The 24,108-nt window shown below is 40.6% G+C and carries 28 protein-coding genes; 25 read left to right on the top strand and 3 right to left on the bottom strand.

Annotation, left to right across the window (positions count from 1 at the left end):
• The first annotated feature begins 130 nt into the window (after nucleotides 1-130).
• The 24 genes from ACTQ3K_RS08120 (at nucleotide 131) to ACTQ3K_RS08005 (ending at nucleotide 21,382) form a co-directional block, all read left to right on the top strand.
• Nucleotides 131-1,330, top strand: a complete 1,200-nt coding sequence (locus tag ACTQ3K_RS08120) for a glycosyltransferase family 4 protein (RefSeq protein WP_441567112.1) — start codon at nucleotides 131-133, stop codon at nucleotides 1,328-1,330.
• 25 nt (nucleotides 1,331-1,355) lie between these two features.
• A complete protein-coding gene (locus ACTQ3K_RS08115; protein ID WP_441567110.1) occupies nucleotides 1,356-2,543 on the top strand; it encodes a radical SAM/SPASM domain-containing protein in 1,188 nt (395 codons plus the stop codon).
• Nucleotides 2,543-3,511 (top strand): acyltransferase family protein, encoded by a 969-nt coding sequence (locus tag ACTQ3K_RS08110; protein WP_441567108.1) that lies wholly within the window; start codon nucleotides 2,543-2,545, stop codon nucleotides 3,509-3,511. Before ACTQ3K_RS08115 ends, ACTQ3K_RS08110 begins: the two co-directional genes overlap by 1 nt.
• 47 nt (nucleotides 3,512-3,558) lie before the next feature.
• A complete protein-coding gene (locus ACTQ3K_RS08105; protein WP_441567106.1) occupies nucleotides 3,559-4,395 on the top strand; it encodes a glycosyltransferase family 2 protein in 837 nt (278 codons plus the stop codon).
• A 55-nt stretch (nucleotides 4,396-4,450) separates the two neighbouring features.
• A complete protein-coding gene (locus tag ACTQ3K_RS08100) occupies nucleotides 4,451-5,563 on the top strand; it encodes a glycosyltransferase (protein WP_441567104.1) in 1,113 nt (370 codons plus the stop codon).
• A complete protein-coding gene (locus tag ACTQ3K_RS08095) occupies nucleotides 5,550-6,554 on the top strand; it encodes an acyltransferase family protein (RefSeq protein WP_441567102.1) in 1,005 nt (334 codons plus the stop codon). The genes ACTQ3K_RS08100 and ACTQ3K_RS08095 overlap by 14 nt, the downstream gene beginning before the upstream one ends.
• A gap of 1 nt (nucleotide 6,555) precedes the next feature.
• Nucleotides 6,556-7,770: a glycosyltransferase family 4 protein gene (locus ACTQ3K_RS08090; RefSeq protein ID WP_441567100.1), complete on the top strand. Its 1,215-nt coding sequence runs from the start codon at nucleotides 6,556-6,558 to the stop codon at nucleotides 7,768-7,770.
• 44 nt (nucleotides 7,771-7,814) lie between these two features.
• Entirely contained in the window at nucleotides 7,815-8,657 is an 843-nt protein-coding gene (locus tag ACTQ3K_RS08085; RefSeq protein WP_441567098.1) for a 6-hydroxymethylpterin diphosphokinase MptE-like protein, read from the top strand.
• Nucleotide 8,658: 1 nt separating this feature from the next.
• The gene (locus tag ACTQ3K_RS08080) at nucleotides 8,659-9,315 is read left to right on the top strand and encodes an acylneuraminate cytidylyltransferase family protein (RefSeq protein WP_441567096.1); all 657 of its coding nucleotides are present in this window, start codon (nucleotides 8,659-8,661) and stop codon (nucleotides 9,313-9,315) included.
• Between the two features lie 21 nt (nucleotides 9,316-9,336).
• Nucleotides 9,337-10,914: an aldolase catalytic domain-containing protein gene (locus tag ACTQ3K_RS08075; protein WP_441567094.1), complete on the top strand. Its 1,578-nt coding sequence runs from the start codon at nucleotides 9,337-9,339 to the stop codon at nucleotides 10,912-10,914.
• A 14-nt stretch (nucleotides 10,915-10,928) separates the two neighbouring features.
• On the top strand, nucleotides 10,929-11,951 hold the full coding sequence (locus tag ACTQ3K_RS08070) for a PfkB family carbohydrate kinase (RefSeq protein WP_441567179.1): 1,023 nt from the start codon (nucleotides 10,929-10,931) through the stop codon (nucleotides 11,949-11,951).
• 3 nt (nucleotides 11,952-11,954) lie between these two features.
• Nucleotides 11,955-13,208 (top strand): hypothetical protein, encoded by a 1,254-nt coding sequence (locus tag ACTQ3K_RS08065; protein WP_441567092.1) that lies wholly within the window; start codon nucleotides 11,955-11,957, stop codon nucleotides 13,206-13,208.
• Nucleotides 13,177-14,130, top strand: a complete 954-nt coding sequence (locus tag ACTQ3K_RS08060) for a glycosyltransferase (RefSeq protein ID WP_441567090.1) — start codon at nucleotides 13,177-13,179, stop codon at nucleotides 14,128-14,130. Before ACTQ3K_RS08065 ends, ACTQ3K_RS08060 begins: the two co-directional genes overlap by 32 nt.
• Nucleotides 14,131-14,208: 78 nt before the next feature.
• The gene (locus tag ACTQ3K_RS08055; RefSeq protein ID WP_441567088.1) at nucleotides 14,209-15,657 is read left to right on the top strand and encodes a flippase; all 1,449 of its coding nucleotides are present in this window, start codon (nucleotides 14,209-14,211) and stop codon (nucleotides 15,655-15,657) included.
• Nucleotides 15,658-15,702: 45 nt separating this feature from the next.
• On the top strand, nucleotides 15,703-16,605 hold the full coding sequence (locus ACTQ3K_RS08050) for a sugar phosphate nucleotidyltransferase (protein WP_441567086.1): 903 nt from the start codon (nucleotides 15,703-15,705) through the stop codon (nucleotides 16,603-16,605).
• A gap of 6 nt (nucleotides 16,606-16,611) precedes the next feature.
• Complete coding sequence (locus ACTQ3K_RS08045) at nucleotides 16,612-17,223, top strand: VanZ family protein (protein WP_441567084.1); 612 nt, start codon at nucleotides 16,612-16,614, stop codon at nucleotides 17,221-17,223.
• A gap of 108 nt (nucleotides 17,224-17,331) precedes the next feature.
• Entirely contained in the window at nucleotides 17,332-17,661 is a 330-nt protein-coding gene (locus tag ACTQ3K_RS08040; protein ID WP_441567082.1) for a hypothetical protein, read from the top strand.
• A gap of 119 nt (nucleotides 17,662-17,780) precedes the next feature.
• Nucleotides 17,781-18,164 carry an SMU1112c/YaeR family gloxylase I-like metalloprotein gene (gene gloA2 / locus ACTQ3K_RS08035; protein ID WP_441567080.1) on the top strand — a complete coding sequence of 128 codons (384 nt, stop codon included), beginning with the start codon at nucleotides 17,781-17,783 and terminating at the stop codon, nucleotides 18,162-18,164.
• A gap of 2 nt (nucleotides 18,165-18,166) precedes the next feature.
• The gene (locus tag ACTQ3K_RS08030) at nucleotides 18,167-18,955 is read left to right on the top strand and encodes a hypothetical protein (RefSeq protein ID WP_441567078.1); all 789 of its coding nucleotides are present in this window, start codon (nucleotides 18,167-18,169) and stop codon (nucleotides 18,953-18,955) included.
• A gap of 111 nt (nucleotides 18,956-19,066) precedes the next feature.
• The gene (locus ACTQ3K_RS08025) at nucleotides 19,067-19,390 is read left to right on the top strand and encodes a hypothetical protein (RefSeq protein WP_441567077.1); all 324 of its coding nucleotides are present in this window, start codon (nucleotides 19,067-19,069) and stop codon (nucleotides 19,388-19,390) included.
• A gap of 57 nt (nucleotides 19,391-19,447) precedes the next feature.
• Nucleotides 19,448-19,678: a hypothetical protein gene (locus ACTQ3K_RS08020; RefSeq protein WP_441567075.1), complete on the top strand. Its 231-nt coding sequence runs from the start codon at nucleotides 19,448-19,450 to the stop codon at nucleotides 19,676-19,678.
• A 92-nt stretch (nucleotides 19,679-19,770) separates the two neighbouring features.
• The gene (locus tag ACTQ3K_RS08015; RefSeq protein WP_441567073.1) at nucleotides 19,771-19,920 is read left to right on the top strand and encodes a hypothetical protein; all 150 of its coding nucleotides are present in this window, start codon (nucleotides 19,771-19,773) and stop codon (nucleotides 19,918-19,920) included.
• A 97-nt stretch (nucleotides 19,921-20,017) separates the two neighbouring features.
• Nucleotides 20,018-21,169 carry an AAA family ATPase gene (locus tag ACTQ3K_RS08010; protein WP_441567071.1) on the top strand — a complete coding sequence of 384 codons (1,152 nt, stop codon included), beginning with the start codon at nucleotides 20,018-20,020 and terminating at the stop codon, nucleotides 21,167-21,169.
• A 12-nt stretch (nucleotides 21,170-21,181) separates the two neighbouring features.
• On the top strand, nucleotides 21,182-21,382 hold the full coding sequence (locus ACTQ3K_RS08005) for a hypothetical protein (RefSeq protein WP_441567069.1): 201 nt from the start codon (nucleotides 21,182-21,184) through the stop codon (nucleotides 21,380-21,382).
• A gap of 166 nt (nucleotides 21,383-21,548) precedes the next feature.
• Here the strand turns inward: ACTQ3K_RS08005 and ACTQ3K_RS08000 are convergent, their stop codons facing one another.
• The 3 genes from ACTQ3K_RS08000 to ACTQ3K_RS07990 are packed head-to-tail and all read right to left on the bottom strand — an operon-like array spanning nucleotide 21,549 to nucleotide 22,430.
• Nucleotides 21,549-21,809 (bottom strand): hypothetical protein, encoded by a 261-nt coding sequence (locus tag ACTQ3K_RS08000; protein ID WP_441567068.1) that lies wholly within the window; start codon nucleotides 21,807-21,809, stop codon nucleotides 21,549-21,551.
• Nucleotides 21,790-22,212 carry a DUF3990 domain-containing protein gene (locus tag ACTQ3K_RS07995; RefSeq protein ID WP_441567066.1) on the bottom strand — a complete coding sequence of 141 codons (423 nt, stop codon included), beginning with the start codon at nucleotides 22,210-22,212 and terminating at the stop codon, nucleotides 21,790-21,792. Before ACTQ3K_RS07995 ends, ACTQ3K_RS08000 begins: the two co-directional genes overlap by 20 nt.
• Entirely contained in the window at nucleotides 22,209-22,430 is a 222-nt protein-coding gene (locus tag ACTQ3K_RS07990) for a DUF3791 domain-containing protein (protein WP_441567064.1), read from the bottom strand. The genes ACTQ3K_RS07995 and ACTQ3K_RS07990 overlap by 4 nt, the downstream gene beginning before the upstream one ends.
• Before the next feature lie 241 nt (nucleotides 22,431-22,671).
• Here ACTQ3K_RS07990 and ACTQ3K_RS07985 point away from each other — a divergent pair, with 241 nt between their 5' ends.
• On the top strand, nucleotides 22,672-24,069 hold the full coding sequence (locus ACTQ3K_RS07985; protein ID WP_441567062.1) for a stage II sporulation protein P: 1,398 nt from the start codon (nucleotides 22,672-22,674) through the stop codon (nucleotides 24,067-24,069).
• The last annotated feature ends 39 nt before the right edge of the window (nucleotides 24,070-24,108 follow it).

The raw sequence follows: 24,108 nt of genomic DNA, 5'->3' as shown, positions 1-24,108 counted from the left end.
ATTATCATAAGGACTTTCAATATCACTACCTGCGTTTGTATGGAGCACTCTGGTTTATGAATAACACATTGGAAGTGCTTCATCTGAACAGAGGTAGTGAAATAGAACATAGAACAAGGAGAAATTTAACGTGAGGACGCTGATTTTGAATAAATTTCTGCACCGAAACGGCGGAAGTGAGACGTATATATTCAAATTGGGTGAGGCGCTGGAGCAGCATGGACACGAGGTTCAGTACTTCGGTATGGAGCATGAAGGCCGCTGCGTGGGAAACCGTGTCAATGCTTATACATCTGATATGGACTTCCACGGCGGCAGCAAACTGAGCAAGCTGACCTACCCCATCAAAACTATCTACAGCAAGGAAGCAAGAGTACAGCTGAGAAAAGTTCTGGACGACTTCAAGCCGGATGTCTGTCACCTGAACAATTTTAACTACCAGCTGACACCTTCCATCATTCTGGAAATCGTGAAGTGGCGTAAGGAGACCGGAAGAGATTGTAAAATCATCTTCACGGCACATGACTACCAGCTGGTCTGCCCGAACCACATGCTGAACAATCCGAATACTCACCAGAACTGTGAGAAGTGCCTCGGCGGCCACTTCATGAACTGCATGAAAGGCAAGTGCATCCATGGCTCTACTGCGAAGAGTGCCATCGGCATGATGGAGGCAGAGTTCTGGAAGTGGAAGGGTACCTACAAGTACATTGACACGATGATCTGCTGTTCCGAGTTCATGAAGAGCAAGATGGACAGCAATCCGCTGTTTGCGACGAAGACCGTGGCAATGCACAATTTCATCGACAAGGTGGAGTGGAAAGAGACGGAGAAGAAGGATTACGTCCTCTACTTTGGCCGCTTCTCCGAGGAGAAGGGCATCGGCACATTCATCAAGGTCTGTAAGGAACTGCCGGATGTACAGTTCATTTTCGCCGGTACCGGTCCTCTGGAAGAAATGGTGAATGGCGTTAAGAACATCAAGAACGTGGGCTTCCAGAAAGGCGAGGCGCTGGAAAAACTCATCCGTGAGGCACGGATCTCCATCTATCCGTCTGAGTGGTATGAGAACTGTCCATTCTCCGTGATGGAATCCCAGATGTACGGCACGCCGGTGCTGGGAGCGAACATCGGCGGCATCCCGGAACTGATCCAGGTTGGTAAGACCGGCGAGTTGTTTGAGAGCGGTAATGCCGAAGATCTGAAGAAGAAGATCGAGAAGCTCTGGGGTGATAAGAAGCTGTGTGCGGAGTACAGTGCGAACTGTAAGGACATCAGCTTCGATACCATTGATGAGTATTACGAGAAAATTATGAAAGTTTATAGATAAAAAGAGAGATAGAGGTATTAGAAAAATGGCTAACAATAACGAAAAGAAACTGAATGGTACGGTTATCGTCACTTACCGCTGCAATGCTCGTTGCTCCATGTGCAACCGTTATAAGGCACCTTCCAAGCCGGAAGAAGAAATCAGCATTGAAACCATCAAGAAGCTACCGAAGATGTACTTTACCAACATCACCGGTGGTGAGCCGTTCATCCGTACCGACCTGAAGGATATCGTGCGTGAACTGTACAAGAAGTCTGACCGTATCGTTATTTCCACGAACGGTTTCTTCACTGACCGTATCGTTGACCTGTGCAAGGAATTCCCGCAGATTGGTATCCGTATCTCTATCGAGGGTCTGGAGCAGACCAACAATGAGATCCGTGGCCTGCAGAACGGCTACCAGCGTGGTTACGGCACGCTGAAGAAGCTGCGTGAAATGGGCATGAAGGACGTTGGCTTTGGTATGACCGTTCAGGACAAGAATGCTCCTGACCTGGTTCCGCTGTACAAGATTTCCAACGAGATGGGCATGGAGTTTGCAACCGCTTCCCTGCACAACAGCTTCTATTTCGTTGAGGCCAAGAACATCATTCACGACCGTCCGATGGTCGCAAAGAACTTTGAAAATCTGGTCAACGAACTGCTCCGCAGCAACAGCCCGAAGAAGTGGTTCCGTGCATACTTTAATCACGGTCTGATCAACTACATCTACGGCCAGAAGCGTCTGCTGCCTTGCGACATGAGTTTCGATACCTTCTTCATCGATCCGTATGGCGATGTTATGCCTTGCAATGGCACCAAGGACAAAGAGGTCATGGGCAACCTGAACAACCAGACTTGGGACGAGCTGTGGAACAGCCCGGAAGCAGAGAAAGTTCGTGCAAAGGTTCGTTGCTGCGACCGTGACTGCTGGATGATCGGCAGCGTAAGTCCTGCGATGCACAAGTACATCTGGAAGCCGGCTACCTGGGTTCTGGTTCACAAGTTTAAGGCTCTGTTCACTAAGCATCCGTACAGCATGTACGAGCTGAAAATCTGCCGCGATTATCGTGATGGCAAAGTTACCAAAGAGGATCTGGATAAGTGCAGCACCTGCGACATGAACTGCGTGATCAACAACGGTCTGAGTGAAGCATCCAAGGAACAGCTGAAGCACAAGACCGGCGAGGAAATTGTGGATGATGATATCGCACAGCAGATGGAGACGAAGTAATGGATGGCCGATTGGATAGGACGACTACGAATTGCTGTAAAGGAATTGCGGCAATAATTATCATGTTGCACCACATATCTTTTCGAGTATCAAATTTACCTGTGTATGTGAAACCGATTTGGTACATTGCATTTCCAATAGTGGGGTTCTTCTTCTTTATGTCAGGCTATGGCTTGACCTGTGGGTTACTGCAAAAGAAGAATTATCTTCAAGGGTTTCTGTCCAAAAGGCTTTTGAACATTATTGCTCCCTATGTGATAGTCGCAATCACCTGGATAGGGCTAGAAATTATCTGGGGGGGGCAGACACCTGTAAGAGCAATCGCTGAAGCATTTACAATTCGATACATCCAACCACTTTGGTTTATATGGGTGATAATAGCCGCATATATAATGTTCTATGCAGTGTTTCGGCACACAGAAATCAATGTGGGAGCATATTGGTTTACGAGTATAACAATTGCTTATATTATGATCAGTGCCTTTGTTAATCCACGTGATGAAATGTATGCGTCTATTATTGGCATGCCTCTTGGAATTCTGTGGGCGGTATATGAGAGAAAAATAGATTCTTATTTTGAAATTTATTTTTTGAGGAAAGAAATTGTTGCGATTGCAGCTTTTGTAATTTTGTTTATCGGAAGACTTGTTTTAAGTGTGGCGGGTTTTGATAATCAATTGCTTCAGTCAGTTCTTCGGAACATTATCACGATTGCATTTATTGTTCCTTTGGTTGGGTTGTTGAAAAATGTGAGGATACAGAATAGATTCCTGATTTGGTTAGGAACAATATCGTATGAAATTTATATTATTCATCCGTTTATTCTTTATTTCTTTGAAAAGGAGACAGCGGAAGGAAAACGAGTAGGTAACTTGGAAATTGTATTGTGGACAATTGGTTTGACTCTACTTTTGTCAAGTGTGTTGAAGGTTGTCCAAGATATTTTAGTTAGAAAAGTGAGATCATAGAATGACAGTAACAGTCTTAACCCCTACTTTTAATCGGGGGGGGGATATTGCGAAGCCTTTGGGATTCGCTGCAAAAGCAAACTGTAAAAGATTTTGAGTGGCTTGTAGTTGATGACGGAAGTACTGATGGTACGAAAAATTTAATTACTCAGTTACAAGAAAAAAGTGATTTTCCAATACGATATATCTATAAGAATAATGGTGGAAAACACACTGCTTTAAATGTAGGAATACAGACCATTTGCAGCGAACTTACCTTTATAGTTGATTCAGATGACTGTGTGACAGATGATGCAATTGAGTCGATACTGAAGATTCACAAGAAATACAGGTCACAAAACAATATCTGTGGATATGCGTTTCTCAGAGCGTTCCCTGATGGTAAAGTCAATGGCAAGAAGTTTGATGTAGATGAAAAAATAGGTTCTTATATCGATGTGCGCGTAAACGGTGATGACACTGGCGCAGATAAGGCAGAGGTGTTCAAAACACATTGCTTGAAGGAATTCCCGTTTCCTGAATACCCGAATGAGAAATTCCTTGGGGAGGATCTTGTTTGGGTCAGAATGGCTAGAAAATATGAGATGGTACATATTAATAAAGCCATTTACGTCGGAAATTATCTTGAAGATGGATTAACTAATAATCGGCGTAAGCATAATATTGCATCGCCGATTGGGTGTATGCATCGAGCCGAGGAATTCATGGAGTCCGACTTAAAGACAAGATATAGAATCAAGGGTGGACTACAGTATATTGTATATGGGAGATTTGCGGGAGTCAAGGTTGTCGATTTGATTCGCAAATCAAAACATAAAGTTCTTGCAACAGTGTGCACACCGGGTGGATTGTTCTTGCATTCACGATGGAGTAAAGCACAGTAATTCGATTGATTAAGTGCCTAAATGTCTTCTGTCAGTAGATGATGGGAGATATTTAATGAAAGTACTTGTTATTAATCCGATTATGTACACATCGGAAACAAAAAATATAAAAAGAGCTGCATCAATAAAAGACACCATGATGTATGATTTTTGCTTGGCGTTCCATGAAATGGGTCATTCTGTAACGCTAGTTGGAGGAGAGCCATTCAAACCGACAAAAAGCGAAACATATCCATTTGAGGTACTGTGGTGGAAGTGTAAGTGCCAAAAAGTTTGTATGCCGCACTGTTTACCGTTTATGCCGGAGACATATCAGTATGTAAAACAACATCGTTCAGAATATGATCTTATTATTACAAGTGAAGTGTTCTCACTGAACTCTTTGATGGCATATCGAGCAGCACCAGACAAGACAATTATCTGGCATGAACTTGCAAAGCATAATGCAATTATGAAGAAAATACCCTCAAAGATTTGGTATGGAGTTATAGCAAGGCTCTTTATGCGAAACGCAAAGGTTGTTGCACGCTCAGTAGAGGCAAGGAACTTTGTGAAGAAATACTGCATGAATACAGATGTAAATGTAATCGATCATGGTGTCAACCTTGATAAGTTTAAAGCATCTACTGAGAAAGACAACAGTTTCGTGGTGTGTTCGCAACTGATTGAACGAAAGAAAATCGATGGAATCCTTGAAAAGTTTGCCAAGTATCTGAATCAGTACAATTCTACATGTCGGTTATACATTATAGGCGAAGGGGAGTTGAAAGAAAAACTTCGGAGGATGGCACAGACTTTGGGAATTGCTCCGAATGTGATTTTCACTGGAAAGATGACACACGATGAACTGCTCCCGATTTTGTCTAAGTCAAAGGCATTGCTTGTTAATACAGTGAAAGACAACAATATGATTTCCATTGTAGAAGCGATTGCAGTTGGAACGCCTATTGTTACAACAGACGTTCCGCTAAATTCTACCTATATCAAAGAATATCAACTTGGCATTGCGAAGAAACAGTGGGATGAATCAGATTTGAATGATGTGGTTTCTAACAGTGACATATATATTGAAAACTGTATGAAATACAGATACAAACTTTCTACAAAACAAAGAGTAGAACAATTTATAGAGATAGAAAGAGAAAGGCTTGACGATGGAAAAAAGTAAAAAACAATATTTTAATGAAATAAATATAATGCGTGGAATGGCTGTGCTTTGCGTCGTCATTGGACATTCTTTTAATCCGACAGAAACACCGACTATTTTGGGCTTTATAAAAAGTTTTGTATATTGTTTTCATATGCCAGCTTTTTTCTTTATTAGTGGATTTCTTGAAGGCGAGAAAAGACGTAGCTTTAGTGAAAAGAGACAAGCGATTGTAAAAAAAGCTAAGCGGCTGATGGTGCCGTATTTCTTTTTAACAGTGGTCACAGCCGTTCTTAAGCTATTATTTGGTGCATTTGCAAGGAATCCGCTTAATTATTCTACTCTTGCGGTAGATGTTCTAATTGGAAGAAATAATCCGAACGGCGGTCTTTGGTTTCTGTACGCCCTGTTTATTATTTCTATTTTTGGAATCCTATTTGATACTATAAATCGCACAGCTTTAACGGGTACTATGTTTATACTATATATGCTAAACACTGTTGTCTTCAAACAGTCTGGATATGCTGTTGGTTTTTTCCTTAGTTACGCATGGATTTACTTTATGGGTGGTGCTGTGAGAAAGCATCTTTATGAAAAAATAAAGAATTCCGAACTACTGATGTCGGTAAAAGGAATAGTGATAATAGCGGTTGTTTCCGTAGGATATATGATGCTTGCGTTTGTTAGAATCTATAAGTCTCAGTCTTGGATTTTGGCAACCGCAGTAACCGTTATTGGTGTATTTCTGCTTTTTGTTATTGCCGTGCAGATTGAACATTACCATTGCGGAGAAAAGGTATGGATGTTGCTAGGCGATTATGGAATGGATATATATATGATTGGGTATTATGTGCAGCAAGCAATTTTTGTTATATGTGGCAAGATCTTAGGACTTGATTATTTAATATATGCTTGGCTAATGTTGATTTTTGGATTGATAGCTCCGATAATTCTGTCGAAATACATCGTTAGAAATAATCGAATTCTTTCAACGCTGATTCTTGGGAGGTGAAATGATGAATTATCTTATTTCTGCATATAGTGTGAATCCTTATAAGGGATCAGAGGATAGTATTGGCTGGAATTGGGTTTTACAGTATGAGAAAAACTATAAAGAAGGCGATAGAATAATCCTTCTTACCAAGAAATTCAATGAGAAGGACACAAGAAAAGGACTTGAAGAATTTAATATACAACATGTCGAATTGGTTATTGTAGATGTCCCTGATGCACTTAACTGGTTCAGAGAAAAGCATTCCGCTTTTCATCATATGTATTATATTTTATGGCAGCATTGGGCATGGCTTTGGGTTAAACATTCAGAAATTCATTTTGATGTAATTCATCATGTTACTATGAATGATTACAGAATCACAAGTGAGTTATATAAGGCTAAAGGCGCAAAGGTGATTTGGGGACCAATGGGAGGTGCGCAGGTAACGCCTAAGCCCTTGAAGATCTATGAAAAGAATCAACTGGTTGCAAATTTTAGAGAATTTGTAAATAAAAGCTGTTCATGGAATCCTTTTTATAAAAAAGCAATACGTTCATATTATAAGATATATTGCATAAATAATGAAACTCAACAGCAAATCTCTCACATCGTAGGAAAAGATGTACCATTAATGCCGGAATTGGCATTAAGAGATGAATACAAAAATCTTCCTATTCAGAAAAGAAACAACGATATTCTTAAAATTGTTTTTGTAGGCAGATTGATTGGAAAAAAAGGAATAGCTTTTCTTGTTGACGCTCTTTCGCTGATGCCTACCGATATGGAGTGGGAACTCTTGATTTTTGGTGATGGCGATGATCGCGCATTAATCGAAAAACAAATAGCAGATAGTGGTATTGGAAAAAATGTAAAACTAATGGGTAATCGCCCATTGGATCAAATTGCTGAAGCATATCAGCAGGCAGATGTTTTTGTTTTGCCGAGTCTTAGAGAAACAAGTGGAAATGTGCTGCTTGAGGCAATGGCATATGCCGTGCCAATTGTCGCGTTTGATACAAGCTTTTGTAGACTGCTAAAGAAAGTTGACTGCGGTGTATTTGTAAATACGGAACAGGCACTTGACGACATCAAGGCAGACTATTGCAAAGCAATTGTAACACTGGGACAGGACAAAGAACTGGCAAAACAGATGGGACTAAACGGTTATCAATATGTGAATAAATATTTGACGTGGGAAGCTAAATGTAAGACCATTTTGAAAGACTTTTTATAATTATTTCAGAGTAGATGCTTATTAGTTGTGGAGGTGGACTTGGAGTGAATATTAAAGAAAAACTTGTTTATCTGTCAGATACAAACCCTCTATTTAAGAAGATAAAATTGTATTATTGGCGGTGCAAGGATTATCCTGATCAACATAATGTTGAAAAAATGATAAAAAAAAGAAAAAATGGATTCGACGATAAAAAATTTGCAGCAATAAGAAAAATGGAAAATATTCATAAGGGGGATCGTTGCTTTATTGTTGCTACTGGTCCAAGTTTGACTATGTCAGATCTAGAACTAATAAAAGATGAAATTACATTTGGTATGAATTCAATTACCAAGATATTTGATAAAACAGATTGGAGACCAACATATTACGGCATTCAAGATAGACAGGTCTATGAAAAAATGGAAAATTCAATTTTAGACTATTATCAGACTGCCGACAATGTTTTTGTTGCGGATCAGCTTGGAAGGTATTTTCATTTGCCAGCAAACTTTATACAGTTCCCTTACAACGGAAACTATCACATTTATAGAGGTGCATATGAAGATTATTCCGTTGATTTTAGTCCAAACGCATACGAAGTAGTGTATGACGGATATTCTATTACGTATTCGTTGATTGAAATTGCTATCTATATGGGATTTAAAGAAATCTACCTTCTGGGTGCAGACTGTAATTATCCAAAGGGAGAGAAAAATCATTTTGTAGAGAGCGGATTTGTTGATAAAAACGCCGCATCTAATCCGATCAGAATGCGTGTTGGATATCAGGCTGCAAAAGAATATGCAGATGCGCACGGAATCAAAATCGTAAACTGTACCCGGGGTGGCATGTTAGAAACATTTAAAAGAATGAAATTGGAAGATGTTTTAAAGGAGAAAAATTAAGATGAAAACAGTAGCAATTGTTCCTATGAAACTTAATAATCGTCGTTTGCCGCAGAAAAATACCAAGAGCTTTACCAACGGCAAGCCGCTTTGCCATTATATCCTGTCTACTCTTTTGACCGTTGAGGGGGTAGACGAGGTTTATGTTTACTGCAGTAATCCGGATATTCAGGAATTTATCCCGGAAGGAGTAAAGTATCTTCAGCGTTCGACCAGTTTGGATCAGGATACTACAAAGATGAATGAAGTTCTGCATTGCTTTGCAAATGAAGTACCGGCGGATATTTATGTGATGACACATACGACTGCTCCGTTCATTAAGAAAGAGTCCATCGAAAAGGGCTTGGAAGCAGTTAAGAGTGGGGAATATGATTCTTCGTTTGCAGCAAAGAGGTTGCAGGATTTTCTGTGGAAAGATGGAAAGCCGTTTAACTATGAGCTGAATAATATTCCGCGTACACAGGACTTGCCGGCACTTTATGAAGAAACCAGTGGCTTCTATATTTACAGATGCAATGTTATGACAGATCTTAATCGTCGAATTGGTGATAAACCGTTTATCGTTGAGGTGGGCGAAATTGAAAGTGTTGATATCGATGAGGCAGAGGATTTTATGATTGCTGATGCAATCTATAACTATCAGCTTCAGCAAAAGTAAAATCAATTTTATGGAGAAAGCATGATGAGTAAAATACAGGTACTGGACTGCACACTTAGAGATGGTGGCTATTGCAATAATTGTAGATTTGGCTTTGATAATGAGAAAAAGATTGTTCACGGACTTGTGGATGCCAACATCGATATTATTGAATGTGGCTTCCTCATGAATACTGTGGAATATGATAAAGATGTCACAAAATTCACTTCTCTCGATGAGGTTGCAAAAATTATTCCACAAAATAAAGAGGGAAAAACCTTTGTAATGCTTACTGACTATGGTAAGTATCGTCCCGAAGATTTGCCAGAGTACGATGGAACTTCTGTAGATGGTTTGCGTGTGGCTTTTCATAAAAAAGATCGTGTAGCTGCATTAGAAGAATGTAAAGCTATCAAAAGCAAAGGCTACAAGGTCTTTGTTCAGGCAATGGTTTCGCTGAGCTATACGGATGAAGAGTTCCTTGATTTGATTCGTCGAGTGAATGAATTAGAACCTTATGCGTTTTATATCGTGGACAGTTTTGGCATGATGAAACGTAAAGACTTGACCAGACTCTTCTATTTGGTTGAGCATAATTTGAATGAGAAAATTAAAATTGGCTTCCATTCGCATAATAATATGCAGTTGGCTTACTCGAATGCTCAGAGCTTGGTGGATCTACATTCTGATCGTGAGTTGATCATTGACGCTTCTGTCTATGGAATGGGACGTGGTGCTGGAAATCTGAACACAGAGTTGTTTGTGCAGTACCTAAATGACAATGCTGATAGCAATTATGATATCAAACCGTTGCTGTCTATTATTGATGAAATTCTGAATGAATTCTATCAGCGTAATTACTGGGGCTATTCGTTACCGAATTATTTATCTGCTGCGCATAACGCCCATCCGAATTATGCAGGATATTTGGACGATAAAAAGACTCTGACTGTCGAAAATATGAACGAAATTTTTGACATGATGGATGAGGATAAAAAAGTATCCTATGATAAGGACTATATCGAAGAACTCTATCTGAGATATATGGCAACTGGAAGGTCACAGGAAGAACATAAGACCGAATTAATTGAGAATTTGCGTGGGAAAACAGTATTGATAATTGCTCCCGGAAAAAGTTCGATAGAGGAAAAGGATAGGATTGCATCTTTCGTGAATGAAGATGTCGTGACAGTAAGTGTTAATTATAACTACCCTCTTGTGAACACGGATTATATTTTCCTGAGCAATCTGAGACGTTTTAGAGAATTAGATGTATCAAACAGGGAAAAGTGCATTGTTACATCAAACATTCCGGCAGACAATGTTTATCTTCAGACAAAATATCGAGATCTTCTGTGCGACATTGAGGCAGTGAAAGATAATGCGGGTCTGATGGCAATTAAATTCTTTACACAGATGGGAGTAAAGAAGATTTATCTGGCAGGATTCGATGGATATTCTCATGATGAGAAAGAAAACTATGGAGAATCTACAATGGCGTTTGTTACAAGAACTGCCGTTCTTGATGCAATGAATCAGGGAATGACAGAGATGCTGAAAAAGTATAGCGAACTTGTAGAATTGAACTTTTTAACCAAACCGCATTATGTGAAGATTTAAGGAGGCAATGGATGATGAAAGTGCTTTCTTTTGGCGAAATTCTTTTAAGATTAGCTTCGCCTGGATATACAAAATTATTTCAAAAAGACAGTCTGGATGCTACTTTTTGTGGCGGAGAAGCGAATGTTGCCGTGTCGCTGGCGAACTTTGGTGTACCGTCGGAGTTTTTGACGGTTGTTCCTGATAATGATGTCGGACGTGCGTCATTGAATGCGCTAAGATATTTTGGCGTTGACACGAGCAAGACCTTTTTCAAGAATGGTAGAATGGGACTTTATTATCTTGAAAAGGGAGCTTCGCAGCGTCCATCTAAGGTAATCTATGATCGAGCATTTTCATCGATTGCGTTGGCTGAGCCAACAGATTTTGATTGGGATACGTTGTTTGATGGCGTGAACTGGTTCCATTGGACAGGCATCAATCCGGCTCTGTCTGACAATATGGTACAAATCTGTGAGCAGGCTTGCAAAAAAGCAAAGGAAAAGGGCATCACGATTTCCTGTGACCTAAACTTCAGAAAAAATCTTTGGAGTTCTGAAAAGGCTCAGTATGTGATGAGTAATCTTGTTCGATACGTTGATGTTTGTATTGCAAATGAAGAAGATGCGGACAAGGTTCTTGGGATTAAAGCACCAAATAACAATGTCGAATCTGGAAAGCTGAATAAGAGTGGCTATGAGTATGTAGCAAGGGAAATTTGCGAACGATTCGGTTGCAAGAAGGTAGCTATTACATTAAGAGAGAGCATCAATGCAAGCCGCAATGGATGGAGCGGAATGATATATGATGCAAGTGGTGTGGCAAATTATTCCACTCATTATGATATTGATATTGTAGATCGAGTAGGTGGTGGCGATAGCTTTACAGGAGCAATGATTTACAGCTTGATTACAGGTAAAGATGATAAGGATGCCATTGAATTTGCAGTTGCCGCGAGCTGCCTGAAACATTCGATTGAAGGGGACTTTAACAGAGTGACGGTATCTGATGTAGAGAACCTGATAAAGAATGGAGGAAATGGAAGGGTACTGAGGTAAAATATGCACGGATCGTTTGTTGTAAAGAAAAAGACTTTAATTTATTACAACTTATTTCTATTATTGTTGGTGGCTCCGTTAATAACGCCATATATTTCGATGTTTTCAGCGGTTGATGAGGCAATTACAATAATAGGAATAGGAATCGTATGTAATAATTATATTCTTAAGAAATATATACCGGGTTGCAAGATCTTTTACTTGTTAATAGTAATAATATGCATTGGAGTGCTATCAACAGTTGTCTATAAAATAGCGCTACTTCCGATAGCAGCAATATATGACTTTATTCTCCTGGCAAAACCGTTTGTAATATTTTTGATTTTTCTTAGTATACCTGAAACGGTGAAAAAAGAAATATTGCAAGGATTAAATGGAATAGCAAAAGTTATATTTGTATTTATTTTTATATATTATATAGTATATAGAACATTCGGCTTTTTCTTGATGTCGAATGTATTTCCGATATTAAGCAATATGGCGCAGGTATCTTGGCTGAGGGTAGTTTGTCTCAATATTATTGCTGCAACTAATGAGCGCAAGATAACGCAAAAATATATAGTTATATTTTATATTGGCTTATTTATAAGCGGTGTGGGTGGATTTGCAAGTGCATTGTTTGCATCTATGACACTGTATTTGTATTTATATAGAGAAGATAAAGAAAGAAAACTCCATATTTGGCAAATTATAATATTAGCAGGAGCATGTTTTGCCTTTGCATACAGTGACTTGCAGGATTATATTTTTTCTGGTAATGCGCCGAGAGCTTTATTGTTGAGATATGGTTTCGTAACAGCTATCAATTATTTTCCGCTGGGTTCTGGATTTGCAAGCTATGGGTCTGAAATGGCAAAAAGATATTATTCCAAATTATATTACGAATATGGTTTTGATCGTATTTGGAGCATGTCACCGGAAGCCAATCGTGAAGGATCAAATTATGGTGTAACAACGCTAAATGACTGCTATTTGGGTATGATTGTTGGACAATACGGATGGATTGGATTTTTCTGCTATATAGGAATTATATATGCAATATACAAGCTGCTGAGCAGGGGACAAAACAATACATATAGCAAAGCGGCTTTGATTTCTACATTAATTACTATTTTATCTAGCATAATGGTTTCAAATAATACATCGAGTTTTTGGGGAATATGTATGTATGCAGTTATGGGATTAGCTGTTATTCCATATAAAATAATAGACGAAGGACAAGAAAATGATATTATCGATAGTTATACCAGTATTTAATGGAGAAAACAGTATTGAAAAATGTATAATCTCTATTGAGCGGGAAAAAAAATATGAAAAAGATGCTGAAATTATTGTTGTTGATGATGGCTCAAATGACAATACATATAAGATATTAGAAGACTTGACTCAGAAGTATAGGAATATCAGAATCTTTCATAAAGAGAATGGTGGCGTGAGTTCGGCTAGAAATTTTGGATTATCAGTTGCACGTGGGCAGTTTATTCTGTTTGTAGATGCAGATGATACACTTGCGCCCAATGCGCTCTCGTCCATAATGAAAGAAGTAAAAAATAATAAAGCCGATTACTATATTTTTCCTCCTGAAAAAGAAGTGAAAAAAGGTATTATTCAAAAGCAGAATTATAGCGTTACAGGGAAAACGGTTCCTGTGGATGAAGCTTACGAATACTTTTATGTAGATGGAAATAATGGGCCGTGGAGCAAATTGTTTAAATTGGAAATTATTCAGGAAAATAATTTGCATTACCATAGAGAACTGAAAATTCATGAAGATGTGATTTTCTGTATGGAATATTTGGAACATTGCAAAGATGTACGATATTGCGAAGATGCAATATATACATATTCCTTCAATGAAGCGGGAGCCGTAAGAAAACATAAGATTGAATACTTGAATAATTATTCTACGGTCTATTATCTTTGGCTTGCATATTTGAAGAGACATGATTTGCATAGACATATCGAAGAACTTAATTGTACGTTCTTACATAAAATGCTTATAACATCTGCGAAATTAAAAAAACACGGAATTGGAAAAGATGTAATTAATCAGGAGCTAAGTAACAATCGTCTTTTTAATGAAATCAAAGGAATTCATTTCACTGGATTAAGGTGGAAAATAGAAAAAGAAGTACTTATACATAGAAAATATAGTTGGATTTCATTTAAGGTCAAATAGGAAGTTGAATATTAGGCATTTTATTTATGGTGGCAGTAACGAGCCCTATATTCATTATTAGCAAAAGGAAAATTGGTTATGAAAAGAAAGTCACTTGGAATAAATGCAATTTTAAATGGAATAAAAAATATAATGTCGGTGGTCTTTCCGCTGATTACATTCCCGTATGTTTCTAGAGTTCTTCAAGTTGAGAATTTGGGAAAATATAATTTTGCTAACTCGGTTAATAGCTATTTTATTTTATTGGCGGCATTGGGAATCTCAACATACGCGATTCGTGAGGGAGCAAAATATAAAGGTGATAGAGAAAAAATATCAAAATTTTCATCTGAAATTTTTTCGATAAATATTATTTCAATGCTAATATCCTATATAATTTTGATTCTGGCAATTATTGTTGTGCCAAAATTTCATGGATACGCAGTATTGATTCTTATTTTTAGTGCGGAAATTTTATTCCGCACAATAGGCGTGGAATGGATATATTCCATATATGAAGATTACGCATTTATAACAATCAGAAGTATAATTGTTCAAATTGCATCAATTATTATGTTATTTGCCTTTGTACATAAGCCAGAGGATTATTATATATATGCTGTTATTACGGTTGTAGCAGATGCAGGCGCAAACATAGTTAACCTATTCCACGCAAAAAGAATGTGTGATATTAAAATAACTTTTGCAATTGAGTGGAAGACACATTTAAAGCCTATTTTGATTATATTTGCAACAACAGTAGCAACAACAATTTATGTTAATTCGGATATAACTATTCTTGGTTTTATGACATCAGATTATAATGTTGGATTGTATTCGTTGGCAGTTAAAATATATAAAATTGTTAAGATGTTTCTATCGGCAATTCTTGTTGTTGCAATTCCGCGACTTTCATTGTACGCAGGAAAGAAGGATAAAGCGAATTTTGATAGAACCTTTAACAATATTTTTAGAAGTCTATTCATAATTGTAATGCCTGCAGTCATTGGACTGTTTATGCTCAGTAAAGAAGTAGTATTAATACTTTCCGATGTAACATTTACAGACGCGACTACTTCTTTAAGAATATTAAGCCTGGCGTTAGCAGTATGCCTTTTTGGATGGTTATATAACTCATGTGTTTTAATACCATATAAAAGAGAAAAACAAGTTTTTATAGCAACACTTGTGAGTGCAATTATTAATATTGTGCTGAATATCATCTTGATCCCTGTGTGGAAGCAGAATGCTGCAGCGTTAACAACATTTATTGCAGAACTTTGTTCAATGGTAATTTGCATGTGCTGTTCAAAGGACTTAACTAAAATCACAGTGAATAAAAAGGATGTTGTTTCTGTTTGTGTTGGGTGTATAGGGATTGCTGTAGTTTGTATGGCACTAAGAAATTTCCATCTTGGAACAGTGATTTACACAATTTTCGCAGTTGCGCTTTCAGCTGGCGTGTACGGAGTAGTATTACTGGTGCTTAATAATTCCTTAGCAATGGAAGTTGTAAGTAGAGTAAAACGGAATAGAAAATCGGTGTAATACAATAACTTAAAAAATGAAAGTTCGGTACATAAGGAGAGAGATATGAAAACAACATTACTTATTATGGCAGCTGGTATCGGCAGTCGCTTCGGAACGGGTATTAAGCAGTTGGAGCCGGTGGATGCTTCCAATCATATCATCATGGACTACTCGATCCATGATGCGATTGAAGCTGGTTTCAATCATGTGGTATTTATCATCCGTAAGGATATTGAGAAGGAGTTCAAAGAGGTCATCGGTGACCGCATTGCCTCTATTTGTTCTTCTCACAATGTAACAGTGGACTATGCTTTCCAGGATATCAACGATATTCCGGGAGAGCTTCCAGAAGGCCGGACTAAGCCGTGGGGAACGGGACAAGCCGTGCTTGCAGCGAAGGAAGAAATTAAGACACCATTCATTGTGATCAATGCAGACGATTACTATGGTAAGGAAGGCTTCAAGGCAGTCCATGAGTATCTGGTGGATGGCGGTAACTCCTGCATGGCTGGCTTTGTGCTGAAGAATACTCTGTCTGATAATGGCGGTGTGACTCGTGGCATCTGCAAGATGGATGAGCAGAATAATTTAACAGAAGTTGTGGAAACCAAGAACATTGTGAAGACTGCAACTGGGGCAGAGGCAGACGGCGTGGCTGTTGATGTGAATTCTCTGGTGTCTATGAACATGTGGGGATTGACTCCTGATTTCTTAGAGGTGCTGGAAGAAGGCTTCAAGGAATTCTTTGAGAAAGAAGTACCGGGTAATCCTCAGAAAGCCGAGTATCTGATCCCTATCTTCATTGGAGAATTACTGGAGCAGGGCAAGATGTCTGTAAAGGTTTTGAAGACCAACGACACCTGGTACGGCATGACCTACCATGAAGATGTCGCAGCAGTAAAGGACAGCTTCAAGAAGATGCTGGAGAACGGTGTGTATAAGGCTGACTTGTTCAGTGATCTGTAAACAGCGATGAAAGAAACGATTGATTTACTCGGAAAGATCATCACAAACATCCTGACTGCTCTCTATGAGCCATTTGGATTTTCACTCCTGCTTTCCTTCCTCGCCATGTTTTTCTACCTGTATGCGTATGAGCCAATACATGCGGGCAAAGGCTGGAAGATTGCCATGATGACATGGTATCAGAAGTTCAAAGAGAGTGTGTTCTTTCGGAAGCTGTTTTTCTTAGCTTTTGTGACCTCACTTATTCTGTTCCGAACCCTGTTAAACCGTCAGCTGTGGATGAATCCTTTATCCGATGTCATGGGTGGCTGGGGCATCTGGGAGACAGTGAACGGTGAACAGAAGCTGACCACCGAGTGCATCGAGAACGTAATCATGATGATGCCATTTTCTGTTGTAGTAATGTGGACATTCGGAGAGAAGATTGGAAACGGCTGGAAGAAGATACTGTGCAATAGCGGAAAGATAGCATTTATCTTTTCGATAAGCATAGAGATGTTGCAGTTATTGATGCGGCTAGGGACGTTCCAACTATCAGACATCTTCTATAACACAGTCGGCGGAGTAGTAGGTGGCTTGGTGTACTATGCGACGATGAAGGCAAGAAAGCGACTGTAAAAGAGTATAGTTTTGTGATATACTAAAAAAAGAGACTTTTATGTTGTTCTCATACCTACACAATACTTAATTTAAACGATTATAATTTTGGAAAGAGGTTTGTGTCCTATGCCCAGAACTAAAGGTAGTAAGAATAAGCCCAAAACTGTGACTGCAGATTTTGCAACACAGATTGCAGAAAAGCAGTCCGCAAAGGAAGCACTCACAGCCGAGATCTCATCCATTACCGCTAACATTGACACTTTGAAGGCTGACTTGAAAGAGAAAAAGACTGCTCTGAAGAAGGCCGAAAAAGAAATGGCATCCTTGGAAGCGAAGAAAGCAAAGGCAGATGCTAAGGCCGCTGAAGAAGCTAAGAAGACCGAAGCAGAGGCTGTGCTGAAGAAGCTGCTGGCAAGTGGCATGAGTGCGGATGAGATCCTCGAAAAACTGAAATAAGATCGACCGTGTGGACAAACTGAACTCCAGGAGTTCGCACGGTATATTTTGAAGGCTGTTATATAGTTTATAACGGAAATAAAAGATGAACAAAAATAAAAGAAATGGAGCGTGAGGAAATGAATTTATCAAAAATACATCATATTGCAATCATCGTATCTGACTACGAAGCAGCTAAGGATTTTTATGTAAACAAGTTGGGCTTTCCCATTATTAGAGAAAACTACCGCCCGGAGCGCAGGGATTGGAAGCTGGATCTTCGCGTTAATGAACACACAGAACTGGAGATTTTTGCTGAGGAAAATCCACCGACGCGTGTAAACCGTCCGGAAGCATGTGGTTTGCGTCATCTTGCGTTCTCCGTTGATAGCGTGGAACAGACAGTGAATGAGCTGGCAGAGGTAGGAATTGAATGTGAGCCAATCCGCGTGGATGATTACACCGGCAAGAAGATGACTTTCTTCCACGACCCGGATGGATTGCCGCTGGAGCTGCATGAATAATCATGGGAGAGAAAAGACCATATAAACCCCGGAAGCCCGGCGGCGGTCGGAAGAAGCTGAAGCCGGAGTACGATGCCGGGAAGAACCTGAAAGAGCAGATGGAAAGTGCTGTGGCGCTTTATGATTCTGAGATGTCCTTGCAGGCCATCGGAGATGAGCTGGGATTAAATCCCATCAAGGTACGGAAGCTGCTCATCACAGCAGGTGTGTATGAATCAGAAGTAGCCGAGAAGGTACAGGATACCTTTGAGGAGTATCGAGAAACACAGAACTATAAAGAAGCAATCCTCTCAACCGCAGCAACCCTTGAACTATCTAAAGCCTCCATCACCTCGTACCTGCCATATCAGAAAGGTGTATACTTCCCAAGTACTGCATCAAAAGAGAAAATCAGTGTCGGAGCAGAGCGGCAGCGGAGATACAGAACAATGAAGCGGTGGAGGGCTGATCCGACAGAAGAAAACTTCTGGGATGTGGTTCTGGCCTATGCCGGTGTGAAATTCAAAACTTATTCTGGCTTACCATTCTCTTACGAAATTAAAAAGGGCAGGAACGGCGAGTATACAAAGGAGCTCTGGATCGACCGCCGGGAAAACAGCAAAAGTCTGGCGTGGAGTTCGGTGCTGCTGGCGCTGAAGAATGTTAAAGGAGAAGTGGTAGATCGACCGAAAGCACTGGGCGATATTCGAGGCGTGACCTACATCTACGGGATGTTCTATCGGTTCGGTCTGATCGATGTGCCGGATGAAGTGAAGGAGAAGATGGGCCGTCCAAAAACCCGCAAAAAATAGGTTGCTATGTACAGAAGTGTGCAGTAATATGTGCCGTAACTGAGAATGTGAATCTCGGTTGGGAAGGATGGCAGCATTATAGAAAAATTGAAGAAAATGCTGGAGGAGTATTTGAAGAAAACGGAACCAGAGTATTATCCGCTAGTGGAGAACCTGCTTGATCTGATCTACGAGCATTACACGGAAAACAATCCAGTAGAGAAAAACACAGATGCCGGGAAAGCAGCAAAGGCAAAGGAAAAGGAACTGGAAGAGTGGCTGCGAGGGTTAGATGGTATGGATAGGCTCGTAGATGACTATGTTGGCGATAGGATTCCTCTCTGGGAGAAGATCATGGACCGACAGGGAACGGTGTGCTGTGCATGGGAAAAGACCGCTTTTGAGGAAGGCCTGAAAGTCGGAATTCGGCTCATGATGGAATCGTATAGTTTGTGACGGAAATAAAATGAACCCCTTGAGTTCAAAAGCCCTCGCTTGTTACGGCGAGGGCGTGTGTTTTTTCAGGCTTTTCAGATCCTCCAGAATGGACTGGATACGGATGGAAGCTGCCTGCGCGACTTTGGCGGCAAGGCACGAAGCAAAATCCTGAGTGACATCCGGCGTGGAAAAAGAAAGATGAGTGCAGACCGGGTAGATCAGGCTCCGGATTTTCTGGAATTTGAAAAGGGCGTTTATTTCGCATTCATCAAGGAAGGAACTGTTGACGGCGATGTGATCACTTAGTCGGTGATGATGGCGCACCGATGCCGGCATAAAGCAATGTTGACGGAGCAAAGCTCGCTGCGTTCATTGATGCGGCCGTGGCAGACAGCATCATGGAGTTGGGGAAGAGAGAAGATGACCTGTCAAAAGCGGGTGTAACCATGCTGGAGAATGTGGATGGCAAGAGCATGGTGGAGCAGATGAGTCCCCAGTTTTTGGAGTTCGTGCTGGATGCGTATCGGAGTTTGAAATACGAAAAATAAAAACGAAAAAGTCGTTGATAATTTCTGGAGAATAGGGTATAATGAATTTGATGGAAAATAAAAACGCGAAAACCGTTTTTATAAGGGAGAATGGTACATGAAAATACTTCGTATTACAGCACAAGGGCTTCCGTTGTTTAAGGAGGACTTGGATATTTGCTTTTACACTCAGCAGCGTGTGAGTGAAGATGACAAGAATAATTTGTATAACCTGATTGATAACTATTACCTTCATTCTGCATGTGCGTTTATTGGAATCAATGCTTCTGGTAAAACCTCTGTGCTGAAAGTCATCAATTTAGCATTGAACATTATAAAGAATGAGCCAATCAATCATGTGGAGGCAAAAACCATTCTTGGAGGATCAGAGAAAGCTACGATTCGCACATGCTTTTATGATAAGCGCAAATATATCTGCTGTCTTGAAACCGTGATTACAGCGAAAAAAGCAAAGACAGGCGAGTATGTGTATTTAATCTTGTCTGAAAGACTATGGGAAAAGCCGATTGCAAGCGTTAAGTCGAAAAAATATTTGACGGATTTCGATGGAATAGAGCCTGTTGATTCACGTAATAGCAATGAAGCTTATCTTTCAGATGATGTCAGCTTTATTATCGCTCATAATAAAAAGGTAAATGACACTGTTGATGTGTTTAGCCTTCTTTCTTATACGAATGTGAATGTTTTGCCTTTTACAGAAGATATTCCGCTGGAAGTGATTGCTTTTCTTGACCCGACCATCGAGAAGCTATGTTTTGAGCAGGCGGAAGGAAAAACATTTATTCATCTGAAATTTAGAGATGAAGATGAGATAATCTTGAATAATGCGGCAGATCTTGAACAGTATTTGTCCTCTGGTACAATTAAGGGCATTATTACATTTTCGATGGTGAAAGAGGTTCTTCAATCTGGAGGATACCTTCTGGTAGATGAAATTGAAAATCATTTTAATAAAGAAATTGTAACGACTCTGATGCGTTTCTTCATGGACAGCCGACTTAACAAAAGAGGCGGAACGCTGATTTTTACAACGCATTATCCGGAACTGCTGGATGAATATGACAGAAATGATGGAATTTGTATCGTAAGAAATCGAAATGGCATTACAGTGGAAAACTTGAGCTATATTCTAAAGCGCAATGACATTAAGAAGAGCGATGCATATCAAAGCGGATTCCTGGAAGGAACAACTCCAGCGTATGAAGCATATATGCGTTTGAAGAAAAATCTGGCCGCTTCAATTAAATAAGGGGGCGGTAGGATGAAGTTAGCACCATATATAGCGTGTATATGTGAAGGATCAGCAGAAGCCGCAATTATTGATGTTCTAGTGGATAATAATCTTTTGATTTTTACAAGAGAAGATATGCTTGAAGAAAATGTTATTCGCTGCAGGAGCGCTAAAGGAATCTCCTCTAACCGAACGCAGGTAGTAGTGGAAGAACGCCGGGGAAGATGCTGAAAAAGAAACGGACGCAAATGCCGGAAAAAATGACGGACAGAAGGATGAGAATGATCTTGAATTACAATTGAGGCTCAGAATTCGCAAAATGAAAAACCAGACGAACATGCTTATATTGTGAACGAAATAAGCACGTTCGTCTGGCGATATTTGTGTGGTTGATTTTTTATGCAGTCTTTTTGGAAGTGCAGTAGTCATAAAGGTTCAGCAGATAATCAGAGCCTTCTTTCCAAATCTCTGTGTCAAAATCAAAGAGGGCTTCATACGCACGAGAACTTGTGAAACGGAGAAGAGCTTCTTCATAAGAAATCTTTTCTCGTACAGCAAGAGTTTCTACAGCTTCGCGCATCGCAATTACTGCGCAACACTCCTTTTGAGAGTCTGTAGATTTATAGTTTATAGCATTATCATAATTTGATGTCGCCATAGCGGTCACTCCTTATAAATTCAAGATGCTTGACGGCATCCTGAGTTCTGAAACAAAATTGATCCTTGAGACGGTTTGGTAAAAGTTTTTCAATCGTTTCTTTGTCTGCTTTTGGAGTTCCAGGCTCACCGGCACCTTCACCGCTGATATAAATCTGAAGGGTACGGGCTGTCTGATCGTCGGCAATCTTTCCACCGATGATATCAATTACGCTGTATTTTTTCAGAAGCTGAGGAAAGAGGTCTTTCTTTCGATTGGCCGCTACAAAATGCAACCATTCGATACTGGGTTTTTGAAAAAGACGACCAAAATCGAGACCACCCATACAGCGGCTTAAGTCGATGTCAGGAATACTGACATAACTTCCGTGGTAGAGCAGCATTCCATCTTCAAGTCCTATCATACGGTAACACCTCGATTCTTGAGCAGGGTTTCAACATCATGTAAAACACATTCGTAGCTATTCAAATGAAGAATGTCATAGCAGTCAGCGATAAATCCGAGAATGTCGTATTTCTTAAACAATTCTGAGCAGTCGCTGTGAGACATTTTCCACTTGGATTGAGCCATCCGAAAGACCCAGCACTGCATATCGGCAATGTCAATATTATATCCACTCATAGAGCATACCTCCTTTGAGCACAACTTCTCAATTTAAGTATAGCTCTTTTTCTGTTGCTTAGCAACGACAGAATTGTAAATTTCAGATTATCGAGAAATCTGACGGGGGCATTTTTGTACCCATTTTTCGAATTGACTACATTCGAATGGGTGGAAAATGATCGAAAAACGAAGAGCTGCATAATGGCGGTTCTTTGGGAATAAAATAGCAGGAACGACCGAAAGGGGAGGACTGCGGCCAGTGAAAGAATATGGGAAACGGGGAATCGCACTGCTTGGAACGATGCTGATGATCGGTATTTGTATGCGCGGCAGTATGGGGCGTCTGACAGCTCTTGCGGCGCGCATGCCCATGGTATCATTCTGGCAGGAGACGGTCATAAAGAATCCTGCAGCTTCCATGACAGAGGCAGGCAGCTCACCAGAGGCTGGCAGCGCATCAGAGGCAGGCAGTTCATCAGAAGACGGCACTGTCGGAACAGGCACTGCCGGATCAGCTTTATCGGGGACAGGTTCCTGGTTTTCAGCGGGGAGGTTCTGGTACCGGACAGCGTTTCCGGCATTGTCCCGTTTTCTGGAAAAACAGAAAACGGTCCTGGCGCAGACCGATCCGGCGTATGAAGAAATGAAGAAAGAGCAGGAGCTGTACCGAAACAGTGTGCTGGCGGCACAGGCCGGAGCTGAGACAGTAAAGACGGGAGCTGGGACAGTACAGGATGGAGCTGAGACGATACAGGCAGAAACGGAGACAGTACCGGCCGGAGTAAACGCCGGGAGTAATTCTGATGAAGCAGAACAGGGCACAGGAGGAACAGACATGGCTGCGCCGGAAGAATCAGCTGCATCTGGAGAGCCGGGCAGCGAATCAGAGCCTGTCATGGCGGCGAAAGAAGTAACGGGAACGGTATATACCATGGAGGAGCTGGCGGATTTTGAGTTCATGAAAAAGAAGTTTTTCTATGTGCATAAGTCCACCACGGTTTATCCGGAGCAGCTGGATGCTTCCGTACTTCTGGGAAAGGACATGACACTTCCGGAAACGGATGAGGTTCAGCTCCTGTTGTTTCATACTCACGGAAGCGAGGCGTTTGCGGATTCGGTGAAGGGCGATGAGTCGATGACAGTGGTTGGGATCGGAAATTATCTGGCAGAGCTGTTATCGACTCAGTATGGGATTCAGGTGCTCCATAATACAGAAGTGTTTCCCTATTCGGATTCCTATTCCATGGCGGCGTCCATGTTAAAGGAAACGCTGGCGGAACATCCCTCGATCCAGGTGACGATTGATCTGCATCGTGATTCCGGAGGGCATGAGGTGGTGGACATTAACGGAAAACCGACGGCTCCGATCATGTTTTTTAATGGCATGTGCCAGACACCGGACGGGCCGTTGGAGGGAGTGTCGAATCCGTATCTGCTGGATAATCTGGCATTTAATTTTCAGCTGAAGCTGAAGGCGGAGGCATATTATCCGGGGTTTACGCTCCGGACCTTTTTAAAGGCCTATCGGTATAACCAGCATGTACTGCCGCGGGCAACGCTAATTGAAGTGGGGACGGAGGAAAACACCTTTGAGGAGGCGCGGAATGCGATGGAGCCGCTGGCAGATCTTCTGTATAAAGTGCTTCGCGATAAGTGATTTAAGAACTTAAAATACACATTTTATACAAAAAAAATA

Source organism: Candidatus Paralachnospira sp. LCP21S3_A2 (genome assembly GCF_052118925.1).
Lineage (GTDB): Bacteria > Bacillota > Clostridia > Lachnospirales > Lachnospiraceae > Lientehia.
This window is presented reverse-complemented; position numbering and strand designations above follow the sequence as displayed.

Excerpts from the sequence above, each read along its gene's own strand:
- ACTQ3K_RS08045 (WP_441567084.1), top strand. The coding sequence starts at position 16,612 with ATGAAAGAAACGATTGATTTACTCGGAAAGATCATCACAAACATCCTG.
- ACTQ3K_RS08065 (WP_441567092.1), top strand. The coding sequence starts at position 11,955 with ATGCACGGATCGTTTGTTGTAAAGAAAAAGACTTTAATTTATTACAAC.
- ACTQ3K_RS08090 (WP_441567100.1), top strand. The coding sequence starts at position 6,556 with ATGATGAATTATCTTATTTCTGCATATAGTGTGAATCCTTATAAGGGA.
- ACTQ3K_RS08095 (WP_441567102.1), top strand. The coding sequence starts at position 5,550 with ATGGAAAAAAGTAAAAAACAATATTTTAATGAAATAAATATAATGCGT.
- ACTQ3K_RS08060 (WP_441567090.1), top strand. The coding sequence starts at position 13,177 with ATGATATTATCGATAGTTATACCAGTATTTAATGGAGAAAACAGTATT.
- ACTQ3K_RS08100 (WP_441567104.1), top strand. The coding sequence starts at position 4,451 with ATGAAAGTACTTGTTATTAATCCGATTATGTACACATCGGAAACAAAA.
- ACTQ3K_RS08110 (WP_441567108.1), top strand. The coding sequence starts at position 2,543 with ATGGATGGCCGATTGGATAGGACGACTACGAATTGCTGTAAAGGAATT.
- ACTQ3K_RS08000 (WP_441567068.1), bottom strand. The coding sequence starts at position 21,809 with ATGGCGACATCAAATTATGATAATGCTATAAACTATAAATCTACAGAC.
- ACTQ3K_RS08115 (WP_441567110.1), top strand. The coding sequence starts at position 1,356 with ATGGCTAACAATAACGAAAAGAAACTGAATGGTACGGTTATCGTCACT.
- ACTQ3K_RS08015 (WP_441567073.1), top strand. The coding sequence starts at position 19,771 with ATGGAGTTGGGGAAGAGAGAAGATGACCTGTCAAAAGCGGGTGTAACC.
- ACTQ3K_RS08075 (WP_441567094.1), top strand. The coding sequence starts at position 9,337 with ATGATGAGTAAAATACAGGTACTGGACTGCACACTTAGAGATGGTGGC.
- gloA2 (WP_441567080.1), top strand. The coding sequence starts at position 17,781 with ATGAATTTATCAAAAATACATCATATTGCAATCATCGTATCTGACTAC.
- ACTQ3K_RS08030 (WP_441567078.1), top strand. The coding sequence starts at position 18,167 with ATGGGAGAGAAAAGACCATATAAACCCCGGAAGCCCGGCGGCGGTCGG.
- ACTQ3K_RS08010 (WP_441567071.1), top strand. The coding sequence starts at position 20,018 with ATGAAAATACTTCGTATTACAGCACAAGGGCTTCCGTTGTTTAAGGAG.
- ACTQ3K_RS08040 (WP_441567082.1), top strand. The coding sequence starts at position 17,332 with ATGCCCAGAACTAAAGGTAGTAAGAATAAGCCCAAAACTGTGACTGCA.
- ACTQ3K_RS08080 (WP_441567096.1), top strand. The coding sequence starts at position 8,659 with ATGAAAACAGTAGCAATTGTTCCTATGAAACTTAATAATCGTCGTTTG.
- ACTQ3K_RS07995 (WP_441567066.1), bottom strand. The coding sequence starts at position 22,212 with ATGATAGGACTTGAAGATGGAATGCTGCTCTACCACGGAAGTTATGTC.
- ACTQ3K_RS08005 (WP_441567069.1), top strand. The coding sequence starts at position 21,182 with ATGAAGTTAGCACCATATATAGCGTGTATATGTGAAGGATCAGCAGAA.
- ACTQ3K_RS07990 (WP_441567064.1), bottom strand. The coding sequence starts at position 22,430 with ATGAGTGGATATAATATTGACATTGCCGATATGCAGTGCTGGGTCTTT.
- ACTQ3K_RS08050 (WP_441567086.1), top strand. The coding sequence starts at position 15,703 with ATGAAAACAACATTACTTATTATGGCAGCTGGTATCGGCAGTCGCTTC.
- ACTQ3K_RS08055 (WP_441567088.1), top strand. The coding sequence starts at position 14,209 with ATGAAAAGAAAGTCACTTGGAATAAATGCAATTTTAAATGGAATAAAA.
- ACTQ3K_RS08070 (WP_441567179.1), top strand. The coding sequence starts at position 10,929 with ATGAAAGTGCTTTCTTTTGGCGAAATTCTTTTAAGATTAGCTTCGCCT.